This window comes from Acidithiobacillus sp. (assembly GCF_027322205.1).
In the GTDB taxonomy this organism is placed as follows: Bacteria; Pseudomonadota; Gammaproteobacteria; order Acidithiobacillales; family Acidithiobacillaceae; genus Acidithiobacillus.
In genome coordinates, this window is record NZ_DAHVHY010000026.1 from 1 (window position 1) to 17,504 (window position 17,504).

The 17,504-nt window shown below is 57.3% G+C and carries 14 protein-coding genes; 4 read left to right on the forward strand and 10 right to left on the reverse strand.

Annotated elements, in window-relative coordinates:
• Nucleotides 1-94: 94 nt before the first annotated feature.
• Both M7F93_RS05945 and M7F93_RS05950 read left to right on the forward strand, forming a co-directional pair.
• Complete coding sequence (locus M7F93_RS05945) at nucleotides 95-298, forward strand: VIT1/CCC1 transporter family protein (RefSeq protein ID WP_298170560.1); 204 nt, start codon at nucleotides 95-97, stop codon at nucleotides 296-298.
• Between the two features lie 423 nt (nucleotides 299-721).
• The gene (locus tag M7F93_RS05950) at nucleotides 722-1,843 is read left to right on the forward strand and encodes a fatty acid desaturase (RefSeq protein WP_298170563.1); all 1,122 of its coding nucleotides are present in this window, start codon (nucleotides 722-724) and stop codon (nucleotides 1,841-1,843) included.
• A gap of 11 nt (nucleotides 1,844-1,854) precedes the next feature.
• Here M7F93_RS05950 and M7F93_RS05955 read toward each other — a convergent pair whose 3' ends face one another.
• Genes M7F93_RS05955 through rfaD form a run of 3 tightly spaced genes read right to left on the reverse strand, consistent with a single transcriptional unit; the run spans nucleotide 1,855 to nucleotide 4,257 of the window.
• Nucleotides 1,855-2,250 (reverse strand): hypothetical protein, encoded by a 396-nt coding sequence (locus M7F93_RS05955; protein ID WP_298170567.1) that lies wholly within the window; start codon nucleotides 2,248-2,250, stop codon nucleotides 1,855-1,857.
• Between the two features lie 16 nt (nucleotides 2,251-2,266).
• Complete coding sequence (locus M7F93_RS05960) at nucleotides 2,267-3,268, reverse strand: NAD-dependent epimerase/dehydratase family protein (protein ID WP_298170626.1); 1,002 nt, start codon at nucleotides 3,266-3,268, stop codon at nucleotides 2,267-2,269.
• Nucleotides 3,268-4,257, reverse strand: a complete 990-nt coding sequence (gene rfaD, locus M7F93_RS05965; RefSeq protein WP_298170570.1) for an ADP-glyceromanno-heptose 6-epimerase — start codon at nucleotides 4,255-4,257, stop codon at nucleotides 3,268-3,270. Before rfaD ends, M7F93_RS05960 begins: the two co-directional genes overlap by 1 nt.
• 158 nt (nucleotides 4,258-4,415) lie before the next feature.
• Between rfaD and M7F93_RS05970 the strand changes: the two genes are divergently transcribed.
• Together M7F93_RS05970 and acs are read left to right on the forward strand one after the other, a co-directional pair.
• Entirely contained in the window at nucleotides 4,416-6,401 is a 1,986-nt protein-coding gene (locus M7F93_RS05970; protein WP_298170573.1) for a monovalent cation:proton antiporter family protein, read from the forward strand.
• A 94-nt stretch (nucleotides 6,402-6,495) separates the two neighbouring features.
• Nucleotides 6,496-8,463 (forward strand): acetate--CoA ligase, encoded by a 1,968-nt coding sequence (acs, locus tag M7F93_RS05975; RefSeq protein ID WP_298170576.1) that lies wholly within the window; start codon nucleotides 6,496-6,498, stop codon nucleotides 8,461-8,463.
• A gap of 246 nt (nucleotides 8,464-8,709) precedes the next feature.
• On the opposite strand, the gene clpB is transcribed toward acs, so the two are convergent.
• The 7 genes from clpB to xseB are packed head-to-tail and all read right to left on the reverse strand — an operon-like array spanning nucleotide 8,710 to nucleotide 17,486.
• Nucleotides 8,710-11,310, reverse strand: a complete 2,601-nt coding sequence (gene clpB / locus M7F93_RS05980; protein ID WP_298170580.1) for an ATP-dependent chaperone ClpB — start codon at nucleotides 11,308-11,310, stop codon at nucleotides 8,710-8,712.
• A 40-nt stretch (nucleotides 11,311-11,350) separates the two neighbouring features.
• A complete protein-coding gene (locus M7F93_RS05985) occupies nucleotides 11,351-12,514 on the reverse strand; it encodes an MFS transporter (protein ID WP_298170583.1) in 1,164 nt (387 codons plus the stop codon).
• 3 nt (nucleotides 12,515-12,517) lie between these two features.
• Nucleotides 12,518-13,609: a chorismate synthase gene (gene aroC, locus M7F93_RS05990; RefSeq protein ID WP_298170586.1), complete on the reverse strand. Its 1,092-nt coding sequence runs from the start codon at nucleotides 13,607-13,609 to the stop codon at nucleotides 12,518-12,520.
• 3 nt (nucleotides 13,610-13,612) lie between these two features.
• The gene (gene folE2 / locus M7F93_RS05995; protein ID WP_298170589.1) at nucleotides 13,613-14,407 is read right to left on the reverse strand and encodes a GTP cyclohydrolase FolE2; all 795 of its coding nucleotides are present in this window, start codon (nucleotides 14,405-14,407) and stop codon (nucleotides 13,613-13,615) included.
• A gap of 42 nt (nucleotides 14,408-14,449) precedes the next feature.
• On the reverse strand, nucleotides 14,450-16,324 hold the full coding sequence (dxs, locus tag M7F93_RS06000; RefSeq protein ID WP_298170592.1) for a 1-deoxy-D-xylulose-5-phosphate synthase: 1,875 nt from the start codon (nucleotides 16,322-16,324) through the stop codon (nucleotides 14,450-14,452).
• Nucleotides 16,321-17,241 carry a farnesyl diphosphate synthase gene (locus tag M7F93_RS06005; protein WP_298170595.1) on the reverse strand — a complete coding sequence of 307 codons (921 nt, stop codon included), beginning with the start codon at nucleotides 17,239-17,241 and terminating at the stop codon, nucleotides 16,321-16,323. Before M7F93_RS06005 ends, dxs begins: the two co-directional genes overlap by 4 nt.
• Nucleotides 17,238-17,486, reverse strand: coding sequence for an exodeoxyribonuclease VII small subunit (xseB, locus tag M7F93_RS06010; RefSeq protein ID WP_298170598.1), 249 nt, complete (start codon nucleotides 17,484-17,486; stop codon nucleotides 17,238-17,240). The genes M7F93_RS06005 and xseB overlap by 4 nt, the downstream gene beginning before the upstream one ends.
• Nucleotides 17,487-17,504: the final 18 nt, after the last annotated feature.

Below are 17,504 nucleotides of genomic sequence, written 5' to 3' on the forward strand. Positions count from 1 at the left end.
GGCTGGGCGGGCGAGCCACGAACAAATTTTACTCGCTGGTGCCGCAGCGCTGGTCGCTGGCGCCTTTGCTATAGCGGCCGGTGAATAGGTATCCGTGAGTTCACAGGCCGATACCCAGTTGGCGGATCTTGAGATTGAAAGACGGGAGATGAAGAAGAATCCCAATTTAAAGATCTCTCTTGAGCTCCGCGATATTTATATGGCGCGCAGCCCCGACGAAGCACTGGCCCTGCAAGTCGCTGCACAACTTATGCAACGTGACACCCTCGCGTGCATGCGCGCGATGAACCAGGCCTGACGGAAATGGCCATGGCCCGGCCTGGCGAACTGCTTTAGCCTCAGCCGCATCTTTTGTTTGTATGTGGCTCCATATTCCCAGTGCTGATCGCCGCTTTCGTATTCCACAGCGAGGTGCTGCCTGTCCTGTTTACGACCACCATTCTGCTTGCTGGTGATCCTCGGCGCGGTTGCTGCCAATGGGGGTGCATCCATGATAAAGGGCGCTCTCCGCGTTCTCTCTTCTGGGGAACCCTCTCAAATGATCACCACTACGCTGGTCGGCTACCTGCTTGGACATGCGGGAGTCTAACCAGCACCGTCCCCTTCCATCAATACCAGTTAGAACGGTTTTACCGGAGGCTTGCCCCGTCTTTCATTTGCATAATTAGGATACGTGGGTATATTATAGCCACGAAATGGATTTGTCAGGGAGTACATTGCCATGCCACTTACCTCTTCTGGTGCTGACTACAAGGCATTGCACCCCGTCAAGCTTCAAACCATCCGCGCGGCCATCCGGCCGGAACGTTATCAGCGTTCAGCAGCTACTGCCGTAGCTTGGTATGGTTTCGATGCGCTTCTTTATCTGTTTGCTATCGCCGGTACGCTGCTCGTCGAAGCCTGGTGGCTCAAGCTGTTGTTCGGGCTCCTTGCAGGGTCGGCAGTCGCCTTTATGTTCGTCTGGGCGCACGATGCGGCGCACGGCGCCCTTTTTCAGAGCAAACGCACTGCCGAAATCATGGGCACAATCTTCATGTTGCCCTCGCTGAATATGTATCGCCTCTGGGCCTTCGGGCACAATCGCGTCCATCATGGCTTTACCAGCCTGACCACTATCGACTGGGTATGGCGTCCATGGACACCCCAAGAGTATCGAAGCAAGACGGTTTGGCAGAAAATGGTCTATCGCTTGGAACGCAGCCCTTACACCTGCGCTCTGCACTATCTGTTGCGGATCTGGTGGCCGGGCATGGTGCGTTTCAAGACGGATGCCAAAGGCAAGGATCGGCGGGTATTTTTCTATAGCAAAATGGTGACACTGGTGTTTTTTCTCAGCTTTTCCGCGCTGGCATACTGGGCTGCGGGTCTGATGGGCGTCATTGCGGCGGTGATCCTGCCTTTTCTGTTATTCAACTACTACATCGCGTTATTTGTCTTTCTTCATCACACGCACCCTAAAGTACCCTTCTTTTCAGAGAAAGAGGAGTGGAGTCAAAGCATTGGCCAACTTTATTGCAGCACTATTGTGCGTTGCTCCAAGATCAGCGAGTACCTGATCCACAATATTTTGATGCACACACCGCATCACGTGGATCCGCGGATTCCCTTCTACCATCTGAAGGGGGCCTACGAAGATTTGCGCGCGGAATACGGCCAGTATATTCATGAAACGCGCTTCAGCTTTTTTGAGGTTCGGCGCATCTTCAAAGAATGTAAGCTATATGATTATGAGGGGAAATGCTGGATGAGCTTCCGTTCCGGCCGCAGCTGGATTGAGGAAAAGGCCGCTGACATCGCTGTATCCGCTGCCTCGTCTGTGTACCCAGGCAAAACGGCGCACTGATGAGTAATGAGTCAGTCTTCTGAGAGCTCCGGGTGTTGGTTTCTCTGTGCTGGAGAGGTCGTATTGAGCGCCCGAAGGTGCAAAATCTTCAGAAGCCGCTCGACTAGAGGATACAGAAGTACCGCAGAAACAGCCAGATAGACAACACCAGAGTAAAGTGCATAAGCACTGGCAAACAGTTTGGCGACCATGCCGTGTAAGTTAGAAACCGGCCCCATGCCACTGAGAATCATACTGGCATTCAGCAGGCTGTCGATCCAGTCGATATGCGCCAGAAAATGATAGCCCAACACGCCCATTCCGAGGGAAAGCAGCATGAAACCCAGACCTGCCCCCGTGTAACGCAATTGGCGCCACAGGAATTCCGTGCGGCTGCGAAGGGTTAACGGTTGATGATTACGCATCATATTCAGGGAGCTTCTCTCAGCCGTAATACTGGCGGTACCAGGTCACAAAGTGTTGCAGGCCTTTGTGCAATGGGGTGTCTGGAGCAAAGCCCACGCTCTGCTGTAATGGCGAAACGTCGGCGTAGGTAGCTATCACATCGCCATCCTGCATGGGGAGCCATTCAATCTGCGCAGATTTGCCGAGGCATTTCTCCAGAATATGGATGAAGTCGGTGAGCATGACAGGCGTGTGGTTGCCAATGTTGTGAATGCAGAATGGTGCCGCACTGCTTGCCGGATCTTCCGGCCAGACATCTTGCGCTTCCGGTGCATGCAGAATGAGTCGCGTCACCCCTTCGATGATGTCATCGATATAGGTGAAGTCGCGCCGCATTTGGCCGTGGTTGAATACGGGGATGGGCTGTCCGGCCAGAATCTTCTGCGTGAAACTGAAGTAGGCCATATCGGGACGCCCCCAAGGCCCGTAGACCGTAAAAAATCGCAATCCCGTACTGGGGATGCCATAAAGATGGGCGTAGCTGTGCGCCATAAGTTCGCCCGCCCGCTTGGTAGCCGCATAGAGGCTGACCGGATGATCTACCGGATCATGGACACTATAAGGCAGGCGACTATTGGCACCATATACCGAACTAGAGGAAACAAAGAGCAGGTGGTTCACCCCCTGCGCACGGCAGCCCTCCAGCACGTTCAGAAAGCCGACAACATTGCTGTCCACATAGCTGTGCGGCGCTTTCAGAGAATGCCGCACCCCCGCCTGGGCAGCCAGATTGATGACGATGTCAAAGTGTGGTCCCGCAAAAAGCGTCTGCATAGCCCCACGATTGGCCAGATCCAGGGGCTGAAACTGAAAAGCGGGATGCCCCTCCAGTTGCGTCAGGCGATCCCTCTTCAGGCCGGGATCATAGTAGTCATTGAGATTGTCTATGCCGCTGACAATCCAGCCGTCTGCCAGCAGGCGACGGGCCATATGAAAACCAATGAAACCTGCCGCCCCGGTAATGAGTACCCGTCCGTCCATCAATCCGACCGCTCCGCCAGCCATTGTACGTAGCGATCCACCCCCTGTTCCACCGTCAGGAAGGGTCTGGCATATCCTGCACTGCGCAACTTGCTCACCTCTGCCTGGGTAAAGCTCTGATATTTGCCATTCAGGGCTTCGGGCATGCTGACGTAGCGAATAGTCTGCGCTTTCTGCAGTGCAGGCAGGTCTTGTGTCGGGCGATCTGCACGGCGTTCCAGACTATTGATAACGGCGACCGCCACCTCGTTGAAACTCTGCGCCTGCCCGGTGCCCACATTGTAAATTCCGCTGTGCGGGTGATCCAGGAAATGCATATTGACGGCAACCACATCGTCAATGTGGATAAAATCACGCCGTTGCTCGCCATCGGCATAGCCGTCTGTACCCGCAAACAAGTGAACATGATTGTCCAGCCGGTATTGTTTGAAAAAATGCAGCGCCACTGAGGCCATGCGATTTTTGTGGAACTCGCGTGGACCGTAGACATTGAAATAACGAAAGCCCTGCACCGGGGCGCGCAAGTCTGCCCACATCCGTCGGAGATACTGGTCGAACTGAAATTTGCTGAACCCGTAGATGTTGAGCGGAGATTCCGCGGCACGCTCCTCGACGAAGGCGCCAGTCATACCATAGACGGAGGCGCTGGAGGCGTAGAGAAGGGGGACATTGTGACGCTGGCACCAATGTAGCAGCGTTTTGCTGAAGGCGAAGTTGTTTTCCATGACGTAACGGCCATCAGTGGCCATGGTGTCGGAGCAGGCTCCTTCGTGGAAAATAGCCTCGACGCCCTTCAGGTGCCCATTCTCTATCAGGCGGAGAAAAACCTCTGCCTCCATATAGTCGGTAATTTCCAGATCGGTGAGATTGAGAAATTTGTCGGCGCGGGTCAGGTGGTCCACGACGAGAATGTCCGTAATGCCTCGCTGATTGAGGGCCTGCACGAGATTGGCGCCGATAAAACCGGCGCCGCCAGTGACGATGTACATGCGTGATCCTCCTTTTCCAGCTATGATAGCAGAAAGTCGACGTCTTCCTATAAGGCGCCGTCGTCCTGCTCCTTTATCCGGGCTCAGACCTACCTCCATTCCTGCTACAAAAAATAAAGGGCGCCCCAAAGAGGGTGCTGCCATATCCGAGGAGGAACATGCAAGACCACGGTCTGTTGACGATCATCCTGCTCCTGGCTACCGGGGTGCTGCTGGTTGGCTTTCTGCGTTACCTGCGCCTGCCGGCGGTGTTTGCTTATCTTCTGACCGGCGTCATTCTCGGTCCACACGCCTTGGCCGTAGTGCCGGATCTTGCCAGTACCCGGCAACTCGCCGCTTTCGGTGTGGTTTTCCTGATGTTTAGCATCGGACTGGAATTCAGTCTGGCGCAGTTTCTGAGTATGCGTCGTCTGGTGTTCGGAATGGGGCTGGCCCAGGTGGTCCTGACCAGTCTGGCCTTCGTCGGGATCGCTTTGTTCATCCCACTTTCCTGGAAGACCGGAGTGATTCTCGGCGGAATTCTGGCCATGTCGTCCACCGCCATGGTCGTGCGCGCACTGGCCGAAAAAATGGAAATGCAAACCCGGCATGGGCGTATTGCGGTGAGTGTACTGCTTTTCCAGGATCTGGCCGTAGTGCCACTACTGATTCTGATCCCTGCCCTCTCCGGTTCGACCACTAATCTGCCCCATGATTTGGCTATGGCCGGACTCAAGGCGGTGCTGGTGCTGTTGGTCTTGCTGGTGATCGGGAGGCCGGTGATGCGGCCCTGGTTTCAGTTCGTGGCCAATCGTAAATCCACAGAGCTGTTTATGCTCAACGTGTTACTGGTGACCCTGGGTCTGGCATGGATCACCGAGCAGGCTGGATTGTCGCTGGCCCTGGGAGCCTTTGTGGCGGGGATGCTGATTTCTGAGACGGCTTACCGTTACCAGGTGGAAGCGGATATCGCGCCCTTCCGCGACATTTTGCTGGGGCTCTTTTTTGTTACTATCGGCATGCTTGTGGATTTGCCGGCGTGGTGGGCGAATCTGGGCTGGGTCCTGATCGTGCTGGCCCTGATTCTGCTGCTAAAAGGCACACTGGTCTGGGGGCTGGCCCGTCTTTTCGGCTACGAGCCGGGCGTGGCATTGCGTTCAGCCATTGTGCTGGCGCAGGCGGGAGAGTTTGGCTTTGTGCTGCTGGCGTTAGCCAATCAGTACCAACTGTTGCCTGCCCGCGTGCTGCAACCGGTCCTGGGCGGCATGCTCCTGTCTATGATGCTGGCGCCCATCCTGGTGGAGCGCAATGGCTGGCTGGCGCGCCAATTGGTGGGCAGCTATCGCAGCCATCGCGATCAGCAACTGGCTGATATCCGCTCGGCAAATTTGCAGGCCCATGTCGTGCTCTGTGGCTATGGCCGGGTGGGACAAAGCGTGGGGCGGGTCTTGGAAGAAGAAGGTATTCCTTTTGTGGCCCTTGATCTGGACCCGGTACGCGTACGCCAAGCGCAGTCCGCGGGTGAATCCATCTTTTATGGCGATGCCAGTCGCCGCGATGTATTGCAGGCAGCAGGGATTTTTTCGGCGCGAGCCGTAGTGATCACCTATGCAAATGTTACGTCGAGCCAGCGAGTTTTGTCCATTATCAAGGAATTGCGGCCCGATCTGCCGGTAGTCGTCCGCGCCCATGACGACAGTCAGTTGGAGAAGCTGGAGGCCGCCGGTGCCGATGAAGTGGTGCCGGAAGTGACCGAAGGTGCACTGATGCTGGCCTCGCAGGCTCTGTTGTTGATTGGTTTCCCGATCAGTACGGTGCTACGCCGGGTGCGACGCTTCCGGCAGGAGCGTTACCAGTTTTTTCGGGGGGCCTTCTGGGGAAGCTCGGAGCCGGGCGAAGATCAGGGTTCGGCGCGACTGGCGTCTATCGCCTTGGGCGAAACAGCTTTTGGTCTCCATCTCAGTCTGCGCGAACTGAACCTGACCAGTTTCGGGGTGGCAGTCGTGGCGGTACGCCGCCACGGGATTCGCGGGCGCGAACCTTCTCCTGATACGGTACTCAAACCAGGGGATGTGCTGGTGTTGTTCGGGACGCCCGCAGCACTCACCAAAGCCGAACTCTATGTGCTGGAAGGCAATATGGTACAGGAAGCAGCAACAGCGTGAGCCAACTGGCCACATTGAGTGGCAACAGTGTTTGCGCAGTGCTATGTTTAAGCGTTGTCTGTTCATCCGTATTGACGCCCTCGCCGAGTAATTCATGCCCCCATCGATTGACTCTACCTTAGCCGAAACCCGCTCCTTTGCCGTCCCCGCCGATTTTGCCCGGCAGGCCAATATGAATGCGGAAACCTTTGCTCGTTTGAATCGTCAGGCGACCAAAGATCCTCATCGCTTCTGGAAAGATTTGGCGCGCGAATATCTAGACTGGGATATTCCATTTCAACAGGTGCTGGAGACCGATCGTGCCCCGTTCTATCGCTGGTTCAGCGATGGCCAACTCAATGTCGCGCACAATTGCGTGGATCGCCATCTGCAAGGCGCAACCCGGCACAAAGCAGCCTTGATCTGGGAGGGCGAGGATGGCAGCGTCCAAACCCTGACCTACGCGCAGTTACACCGCAAAATGTGCCTTTTTGCCAATACCCTCAAACATCAGGGGGTGCAAAAGGGGGATCGGGTCGCGATTTACATGCCCATGGTGCCAGAGGCAGTCATCGCCATGCTCGCCTGTGCGCGGATCGGGGCGATCCACACGGTGGTGTTTGGTGGATTCTCAGCGGAAGCCCTCAAGGACCGTCTGGAGGATACGGATGCCAAGATACTGATCACCGCCGACGGCGCCTGGCGTGCAGGCAAGGTCGTGCCACTCAAGCGCCATGCTGATCAGGCGCTGCTGCGGGAGCATGAACACTCCGTGCGGCGGGTTATTGTCCTGCGTCGAACCGGCACCGACATCGATATGCAGGAAGGTCGCGATGTCTGGTGGGAGGATGTCATCGCCGGTATGAGCGCCGATTGCCCTGCCCTACCTATGCAAGCAGAGGACCCGCTTTTCATTCTGTATACCTCGGGCAGTACCGGTAAACCTAAAGGGGTTTTCCACAGTAGCGCCGGCTATTTGCTCTGGACCATGCTCACCACCCGCTGGGTTTTCGATGTCAAGCCTGAGGATGTCTACTGGTGTACCGCCGATATCGGCTGGATCACCGGCCATAGCTATGTGGTCTATGGTCCGCTGGCGAATGGCGCCACCGTCTTCCTCTATGAAGGGGCGCCCATGTATCCGCAGCCGGACCGGTTCTGGGAAATGATTGCGCGGCATGGCATCAGCATTCTCTACACGGCACCGACGGCGGTGCGCGCTTTTATGAAAATGGGCGACGAATGGCCGCAGCACCATGATCTTTCCAGCCTGCGTCTCCTGGGTTCGGTGGGCGAACCCATGAATCCGGAGGCCTGGATGTGGTACCACGAACAGATTGGCGGCGGGCGCTGCCCGATAGCCGATACCTGGTGGCAGACAGAAACCGGGGGGCACATGATCGCGCCGTTACCCGGTGTGGCAGCCAACAAGCCAGGCTCTTGCGCCCTCCCCCTCCCCGGCATCAGCGCGCGCATTGTCAATGATCAGGGCGACCCCATCACCGCTCCTGATGCCGGTGGCTACCTAGTCATTGATCGGCCGTGGCCAGGCATGTTGCGGGGCGTCTGGGGAAATCCGGAGCGCTATGTAGAGAGCTACTGGGCCAAGTTTGGTAATCGTTACTATATTGCCGGGGACAGCGCGCGCCGCGATGCAGACGGGTATTTCTGGGTGATGGGACGCATTGATGACGTACTCAATGTCTCCGGACATCGTTTGGGCACGGCGGAGGTGGAATCGGCGTTGGTGTCGCATCCTGCGGTCGCGGAAGCGGCGGTGGTTGGTATTCCTCATGAAATCAAGGGTGAGGCTATTTGTGCTTTTGTTATACTGAAACATCAACATCAGGGCGTTGATCGTGATGAACTGGGTGCGGCGCTGCGGGCGCAGGTGACCGAACTGATCGGGGCGATAGCCCGTCCTGACGACATTCGCTTCACAGACGCCTTGCCGAAAACCCGTTCCGGTAAAATTATGCGCCGTCTGCTGCGTTCCATTGCCCGTGGTGAAGAGGTCACCCAAGACATCAGCACGCTGGAAGATGAGGGCACTTTGCGGAACCTGGCCACCCCAAAAAAATAAGCGCCTCTGCGTACCGCATATTGTGGCAGCGTCATCAAAATATCATCTTGCTCTGGCAGACTAAAGGGGTTCCGGCATGAGGGCTGGATCCTTTTTATTTTGCCAGAGTTGTGTCTTGTGCATCCTAAGGTTTAGCCGGTTTGATACGCTTTATCGGTTATCTGGAGCGAAACCAGATGACGCAGAACCTGTCACGGTTCTGCGCAGAGATCGCCGGTCGGACCGCCGCTATTTCGCGGCGTACACTCAGTGCAGGCGCCGCCCGACAAAGATAAAGCTGTCTCCTTCAAGAAGTACTTCAATAATCTCACCGGGTCCGAAGTCGCCCCGCAGGAGTTTCTGGGCGAGGGGATTTTCAATTTCCCGCTGAATCACCCTTTTCAGGGGACGAGCGCCATAGACGGGGTCATAGCCGACCTCGGCCAAACGATTCAGTGCGCCATCACTGAACACCAGATCCATATCCCGCTCGCGCAGGCGTGCCCGCAGGAAGCCCATCTGAATCCCGGCAATCTCCCGGATCTGCACTGCGGTGAGCGGATGGAAGATGACCAGCTCATCAATGCGGTTGAGGAACTCCGGGCGGAAGTGATCCTGCACCACATCCATTACCGCCACGCGCATACCGTCATAGTCCCCTTTGCGACTGAGCTCCTGAATCCGGTCGGAACCGAGGTTGGAAGTCATGACGATGACGGTATTGCGGAAATCCACCGTGCGCCCCTGGCCATCGGTGAGCCGACCATCATCCAATACCTGCAGAAGGATGTTGAAGACTTCCGGATGGGCTTTTTCTACCTCATCCAGTAACACCACGGAATAAGGTTTACGCCGCACCGCCTCGGTCAGGTACCCGCCTTCTTCATAGCCCACATATCCGGGAGGCGCACCAATAAGGCGCGCCACTGAATGCTTTTCCATAAATTCGCTCATGTCGATACGCACCAGATGATCTTCACTGTCAAAGAGAAACTCGGCCAGGGCTTTGGTAAGCTCCGTTTTTCCCACGCCGGTGGGACCCAGGAAAAGGAAAGAACCATTGGGGCGCCTGGGATCAGACAGCCCTGCCCGGGAGCGGCGGATGGCATTGGCCACAGCGGTGACGGCCTCGCTCTGGCCCACCACCCGCGCTTGCAAACGCTCTTCCATTTTCAGGAGTTTTTCCTTCTCGCCCTCCAGCATTTTAGAGACGGGAATGCCGGTCCACCGAGCGACCACTTCGGCGATTTCCTCTTCGCCGACTTCCGTGCGCAGCAGGGTAGGTTTGGCACTTGAACCACCTGATTCTGCACGAATTTCCGCATTGCGCAGTTGCGCCTCTAATGCCGGAATAGAACTGTATTGCAGTTCCGCCATGCGCTCTAAATCGTTGGCGCGACGCGCTGTATCCAGTTCCACGCGTCTGCGATCCAGCTCTTTCTGAATCTGCGAGGTACCTTCGATGGCCAGCTTTTCGCCTTTCCAGACCTCTTCCAACTCCTGATATTTGCGATCCAATTCACTGATCTGACTTTGCAGAATACCCAGTCTCTTGCGGCTGGCTTCATCCTTCTCCTTCTCCAGTGCCACGCGCTCAATGTTCAACTGAATGATGCGGCGCTCCAGTTCATCCAGTTCCTGAGGTTTGGAATCGATTTCCATCTTGATGCGGGAGGCGGCTTCGTCCATCAGATCTATGGCTTTGTCAGGCAGATTACGGTCGGTGATATAGCGGTGTGAAAGCTGTGCCGCGGCGACCAGTGCCGGATCGGTAATGCGTACGCCATGATGGGCTTCATAGCGTTCTTTCAGGCCACGCAAAATAGCGATGGTGTCTTCCACACTGGGCTCGTCCACCAGCACCCGTTGGAAACGGCGCTCCAGAGCCGCATCTTTTTCGATGTATTTGCGGTATTCATCCAAGGTGGTGGCGCCGATGCAATGCAATTCACCCCGCGCCAGCGCTGGCTTGAGCATGTTGCCCGCATCCATGGAGCCCTCGGCCTTTCCTGCCCCAACCAGCGTATGAATCTCATCAATGAAAAGAATGATTTTGCCTTCACTCTTCTCCAAGTCGTTGAGCAAGGACTTCAGGCGTTCCTCGAATTCGCCGCGGAACTTGGCACCCGCAATCAGTGCGCCCAAATCCAAACCCAGCAGGCGCTTATCACGCAAAGATTCCGGCACTTCGCCGTTAATCAGGCGCAGAGCCAGTCCTTCGACGATAGCCGTCTTGCCCACCCCCGGCTCGCCGATTAAGACCGGATTATTTTTGCTGCGCCGCAGCAATACCTGAATGGTTCGGCGGATTTCGTCGTCACGGCCAATCACCGGGTCCAGCTTGCCTTGACTGGCCCGCTCGGTGTAGTCGATGGTATATTTCTCCAGCGCCTGACGTTGCTCTTCGGCATTGGCATCATTGATTTTTTCCCCGCCGTGCAGATCGTGGACGGCCTGTTCCAGATCCTTGGTGGTGGCACCCGCCTCTTTCAGGAGTCGCCCCGCCTCGCCCTTGTCGTCCATCAAGGCCAGCAGGAAGTGTTCGGTAGAGATGTACGTGTCGCCGCGCTTCTGGCCCATCTTGTCGGCCAGATTGAGCATGTTGGTGAGATCGCGGCCCACCTGCACCTCGCCCGGATGCCCTTGTACTTTCGGCATGGACTCCAGCGCGCGGTTCAACTGATTGCGCAGGGCGTCGACCCGTACGCCGGCTTTTGACAGGAGCGGACGGGCGATGCCGCCTTCCTGATCAAGAAAAGCAATCAGCAGATGGACGGGTTCCATCTGCTGATGATCCTGGGCCAAGGCGAGACTCTGGGCATCCTGGAAAGCCTGTTGAAATTTGGTGGTCAGTTTATCGGTACGCATGGAGTCACTCCCATAGATTGGCATTGCTCAGGAAATGGGATCATCCGGCCTCTTTTTCAAGCGTCGGTGCGGGCTGTAGTGCCCAGATCAGGAAGAACGCACCCAAAAGCGCCAGCAGTGCTGCTGCGGCAAAGGTGCCCTGTCCGCCCCAATGCGCCCAGGTCCAGCCGGCTCCGAGCGCGCCCAGACCTCCCCCCAAACCATAAACGATACTCGCATACAGGGCCATACCGCGCCCGCGCAGCACACCGGGAAAGCGGTCCGCTAACCAATGTACGGCCGCCAGATGAAAGGCGCCATAACTGGCCGCGTGCAGGGTCTGCACCAGAATGATCCATATCAGTCCCGGCCACCAGGCAATCACCCCCCAGCGCAGGGCGGTCAGAATAAATGCGCCGGTGAATACCAGGGGCACGCCCCAGCGCCGGATAAAACGATCCCCCCACCAGAAAAAGGCGACTTCGCAAAGCACTGCAAATCCCCACAGCATCCCGACAGCGGCACTCCCCAGACCGTGCTGTTCCGCATAGATGGAATAGAACGCGTAATAGGCGCCATGACTAGCCTGCTCCAGCAAACCCGCCAGTAGGAAAAACCAGAGGCTCACATGGCGGAGTGTGCCGCTGAGACGGGGGCGTGGTGTATCGGCGGCGGGCAGCACGCCATAGGGCAAATAGCAACTGGCCCACCATGCGGCCACCAGAAAAATGGCGATACCAGGCAAAAACGCGGTCATCCCCCAGCGGGCGATTAGCCCGCCCATGCCCAGTGACAGGGCGATAAATCCGAGGGAGCCCCAGAGTCGAATGCGCCCATAGGCGGTGCCACGGCGTTGTGCCCAGTCCATGGTGGTGGCGTCCACCAGGGGCAGCGTCGCCGCCCAGAAGAAGGAAAAAGTCAGAGTGATAAGCAGTAGGGGCAGAAAGTGACCATGGGCCAGCCACAAGGAGAGAAAACCCGCCGCCGTAATCAGCGCCGCCCAGGGGACGATCCGCCGACTTCCCCAGAAGTGCGCCAGCCAGCCCCAGAGATTGGGCGCCAGCACCTTGCTGAACTGCACGGCGGCGGTGAGGACGCCGATGGCCAGAGGGCCTTGGCCCTGGGCATGCAACCACGGACCCCAGTAGGGCATGAACGCGCCCAGCGCGCAAAAGTACAGGAAATAGAAGGTGGCGAGCCAGCCCCCTTCTCGGTCTGCCTGCATAACTTAGGCGGAGATGGGAGGCAGAGGTGCCTGCACGTCGGCGTTCTGGGCACGGTGACGCATCCAGTGGTCCATGATCACCAGCGCCAGCATAGCCTCGACAATAGGGACTGCGCGGATGCCGACGCAGGGATCATGGCGCCCTGTGGTGATCACTTCGGCGGGTTGACCGTGCACATCGATGCTTTGCCGCGGGATGCGAATACTGGAGGTCGGTTTGATGGCCACGGACAGCGTGAGATCCTGCCCGGAAGAAATGCCGCCAAGGACGCCGCCGGCATGATTGCTCTGAAAACCCGTGGGGGTTATCGCGTCCCCATGATAGCTGCCGCGCTGCTCTACCACGGCAAAACCATCGCCCATGGCTACGGCCTTGACCGCGTTGATGCTCATCATCGCCTTGGCAATATCCGCCTCCAAACGATCAAAGACCGGTTCACCGAGGCCGACCGGCATGCCGGTCACCCGCGCATCTACCCGCGCGCCGATGGAGTCCCCTTCTTTGCGCAAGGCATCGAGAAAGTCGGCCATACGGATCGCAGCCTGGGCATCAGGACAGAAAAAGTCATTGCGGGAGATTTCCGCCGCATCAAAACTCTCGGCATGGAGGGGACCCATCTGCGCCATCCAGGCCTGTATGTTCACGCCAAGACGCTCGCGCAAAAACTTACGGGCGACGGCCCCGGCAGCGACCCGGGTCGCCGTTTCCCGCGCCGAGGAGCGCCCGCCCCCCCTATAATCGCGCCGGCCATATTTCTGCAAGTAAGTGTAATCGGCATGACCAGGACGAAACAGGTTTTTGATTTTGCTGTAATCCTGTGAGCGTTGGTCCGTGTTGCGAATCAGCAGTCCGATAGGTGTACCGGTGGTCAGACCATCAAAGACACCGGAGAGAATTTCGACCTGATCCGCTTCCCGACGCTGGGTGGTATGGCGTGACTGACCGGGGCGGCGGCGATCCAGCTCAATCTGGATATCGGCTTCGTTGAGCGGCATGCCCGGCGGGCAGCCATCGACGATGCAGCCAATAGCGGCACCATGGCTCTCACCAAAGGTGCTGACCCGGAAACATTCGCCGATGCCGCTTCCCGCCATAGGTTATTTTTCCATTTCAATCATGGCATAAGCCGAATGATTATGAATCGACTCGAAGTTTTCGGAAGAAACCGAAAACCACTGCACGCGCGGTTCCTCCTGCAACCGCAGCGCGATATCCCGCACCATATCTTCCACGAACTTGGGATGGTCATAGGCGTATTCCGTGACATATTTTTCATCGGGGCGCTTCAGCACGCCGTAAAGCTGACAGGATGCCTCCGCTTCGATCAGATCAATAATATCCTTAATCCAGACCGTTTCGCGGGCGCGCACATGGACCCAGACATGGGCACGCTGGTTGTGGGCACCATATTCCGAAATGCTTTTGGAACAAGGACAAAGACTGGTTACGGGCACCATGACACCGACGGTCAGGTAATAACCTGCCGGGGTAACCTCACTTATCAGTTCCACCTCATAATCCAGCATACTCCTGACACCGGATACAGGGGCTGCCTTCTGAACAAAGAACGGAAAACGCATCTCCAGCCGAGCCGAGTCCGCTTCCAGACGCTGCCGCATTTGTTCTACCGCTGCGCCAAAGTTCTCCACGCTGAAGGGGTTCTCATGCGCGTTCAGTATCTCGATGAAGCGTGACATGTGTGTGCCTTTCAGATGCGCAGGCAGACTCACGTACATATTGCACTGAGCGACGGTGGGCTGCACCGCCCCGTCACGATCCTGAACCTGCATGGGATGGCGCACGGCGCGGATACCCACCTGCTGGATAGCAATAGCCCGCGGATCAGCGCGACCCTGTACATCTTCCAGGACTTCAAGCGCGCAATCTCTCACCGCAGACCTCTCTTGGGAATAGTGGACTCAATCGCTCAAATACTACGCCCAGGCCGGTAACTGGGCAAGCAATGCGAGTAATTCCCTACCGGATTTCTCGATCCCTGTGGCATCCAGACCCAGATCGGCAAGCCATTGGCTGGCATCGCCCTGTTCGATAAAGGTGTCGGGCAAACCGAGCAAACGTATGGGCCGCACGACATCCTCGTTGAGCAGGAACTCCGCGACGGCGCTACCGGCACCCCCCATGCGTGAGCCTTCCTCCACAGTCAGGAACGCCCGATGGCTTTGCGCCAGACCGATCAGTAATTCCGTATCCAGCGGTTTGACGAAACGCATATTGACGACAGTGGCATCGAGGGCCTCACCTGCCACCATGGCTGCCGTTGCCCGAGTACCAAAGGCGAGAATCGCCAGTTCCTTACCTTCCCGCAGAACCGCTGCCTTACCGATGGGGATCCGCCGTGACAAATCCCTGTCCAGCGTCAAGCCCAGGCCGTTACCCCGCGGATAACGCACCAGTGCTGGCCCTTGATAGGTAAAGCCCGTGTTGAGCATGTCGCGCATTTCCTGCTCATCTTTAGGTGCCATAATGACCAGATTGGGAATGCAACGCGCATAGGCCATGTCAAAGGCACCCTGATGAGTGGCACCGTCGGCTCCCACCAATCCCGCGCGGTCAATGGCAAAAAGCACCGGCAGATTCTGGATCGCCACATCATGCAGGAGCTGATCATAGGCCCGCTGCAGGAAGGTGGAGTAGATGGCGACCACCGGGTGAATGCCGTCACAGGCCAAGCCCGCTGCAAAAGTCACTGCATGCTGCTCGGCAATACCCACATCAAAATAGCGATCGGGAAACAACTGCTCAAAACGCACCAGCCCGGAACCCTCGCGCATGGCCGGCGTGATAGCGACCAGATGCTTTTCTTCCGCGCCCTTATCACAGAGCCAATCGCCGAAAACTTGTGTGTAACTGGCCGCGCAGGCGGATTTCTTGGCCATTTTGCCATCCGTCCGATTAAACGGGGTCACTCCGTGATAGCCGCAGGGATCCTGCTCGGCGGGACCGTAGCCCTTTCCTTTTTTGGTGATGACATGGAGCAAGCGTGGTCCTCTGATTTTTTTTAGGTTTTCAAGAGTTGGGATCAACGCATCCAGATCGTGGCCATCCATGGGACCGAAATAATGAAATCCCATTTCCTCAAACAGGGTCCCCGGCGTCACCAGTCCCTTAACACCCTCTTCCGCCTTTTTCGCCAGTTCACGCAAGGGCGGTACAAAACTCAGAGCCTGCCCCGCACCCTCACGTACCGTGTTATAGAAACGCCCTGAGAGGATACGCGTCAGATATTGGGATACCGCCCCCACATTGGGTGAGATAGACATCTCATTATCATTGAGGATGACCAGCAAGTTGGCATCCAGGACGCCACCGTTATTCAAAGCCTCATAGGCGAGGCCCGCTGTCATGGCACCATCGCCAATGATCGCCACCACTTCCCGTGATTTATGCCCCAGCTTGGCAGCCACGGCCATCCCCAAACCGGCACTGATAGAAGTGCTGGAGTGACCGGCGCCAAAGCTGTCATAGGGGCTTTCGTCCCGCTTGAGGAAGCCGGAGAGACCGTCCCTGATGCGCAGCTTGGGAAAAAGCGGGCCGCGCCCGGTCAGAATTTTGTGGGGATAAGCCTGATGGCCGACGTCCCAGACCAGGCGATCCTCTGGTGTATTGAATACCGCGTGCAACGCCACAGTCAGTTCCACCGCCCCCAGACAGGAGGAGAGATGTCCACCCGTCTGGCTGACCGTTTCCAGGAGAAACTGGCGCACCGCTTTGGCGACACCTTTTTGCTCGCTGCGCGACATCTGCCGCAGCGCGGCGGGCGTGGGAATGTCCCTCAACAAATCGCTCATTTATTCCGCTCTACAATGAGGCACGCCAGAGCGCGGAGGTAATCGGCTTCTGTCTGCCAGGACTGCAAAGCCTCCAAAGCCCCGTCGAGCAGACGTCGGGCATAGCTTTGCGCCTCTACAAGACCGAGCAAGGTAACAAAACTGGGCTTGTTACGGTTGCGATCCGCGCCTTGTTGCGCTTTTCCGGTCTGTTGCAAGTCACCAATCTCGTCGAGGATATCGTCCTGTACCTGAAAGGCGAGCCCGACGCGGTCGGCATAACGCAGCAGCGCTGCGCCTTTGGATTCTTTCTCACCAATGCCCGCGGCGCAGAGCGCTAACTGTACGGCGCAGCGAATGAGCATGCCCGTCTTGTGCAGGTGCATCTGCTCCAATGCGGGCAAGGCCAATTCATGCCCCACTGCGGCTAGGTCAATGGCCTGCCCGCCTACCATACCTCGCGAGCCAGAGGCTTGCGCGAGAGTTACCAGCATCTGCACCTGCCATTCGGCAGTCACTCCCCAACCCGGCTCAGCCAGCACCTGAAAGGCCTGTGCCTGCAAAGCATCGCCCACGAGAATAGCGGTGGCCTCGTCATAAGCGCGATGACAGGTAGGCTGACCACGGCGCAGATCATCATTATCCATGGCCGGAAGATCGTCATGCACAAGCGAATAGGCGTGAATCATTTCCAGTGCCGCCGCAGGACGGTCCAGATGCTCCAGTGGCACCCCCAGGCAGGCACCCGTCGCATACACCAGCAAGGGACGGATGCGCTTACCACCACCCAGCGTACTGTAACGCATGGCGTCATGCAGACGCGCAGGCAGTACGTGCGCCGCAGGCAGCAGTGTCCCCAGAACGCTTTCGGTGCGCTGCACCAAGCGCATCCGAAACTGTGCAAAAGTTTCATTGTTCACAGCGGCATCCAAGGTCATACGTCTTCTTCCTGAGTAAGCGGAGTGGGAACCGCATCCTCTCCGAGTAATATTTCCACGGTCTGCCGGGCATTTTGTAACTGCGCCTCGGCGCGCTTGGACAGTTCCATGCCGCGCTGGAAAAGGGCGACAGAGTCTTCCAGACCCAACTGCCCCCCTTCCAGGCGGCGAACGGTCTCTTCCAAGGCATCCAAGGTGCTTGCGAAGTCTGTGGGGGCTTCCACAGGGGACGATTCATCGTTCATGTGCTTTTCCATGTTCGC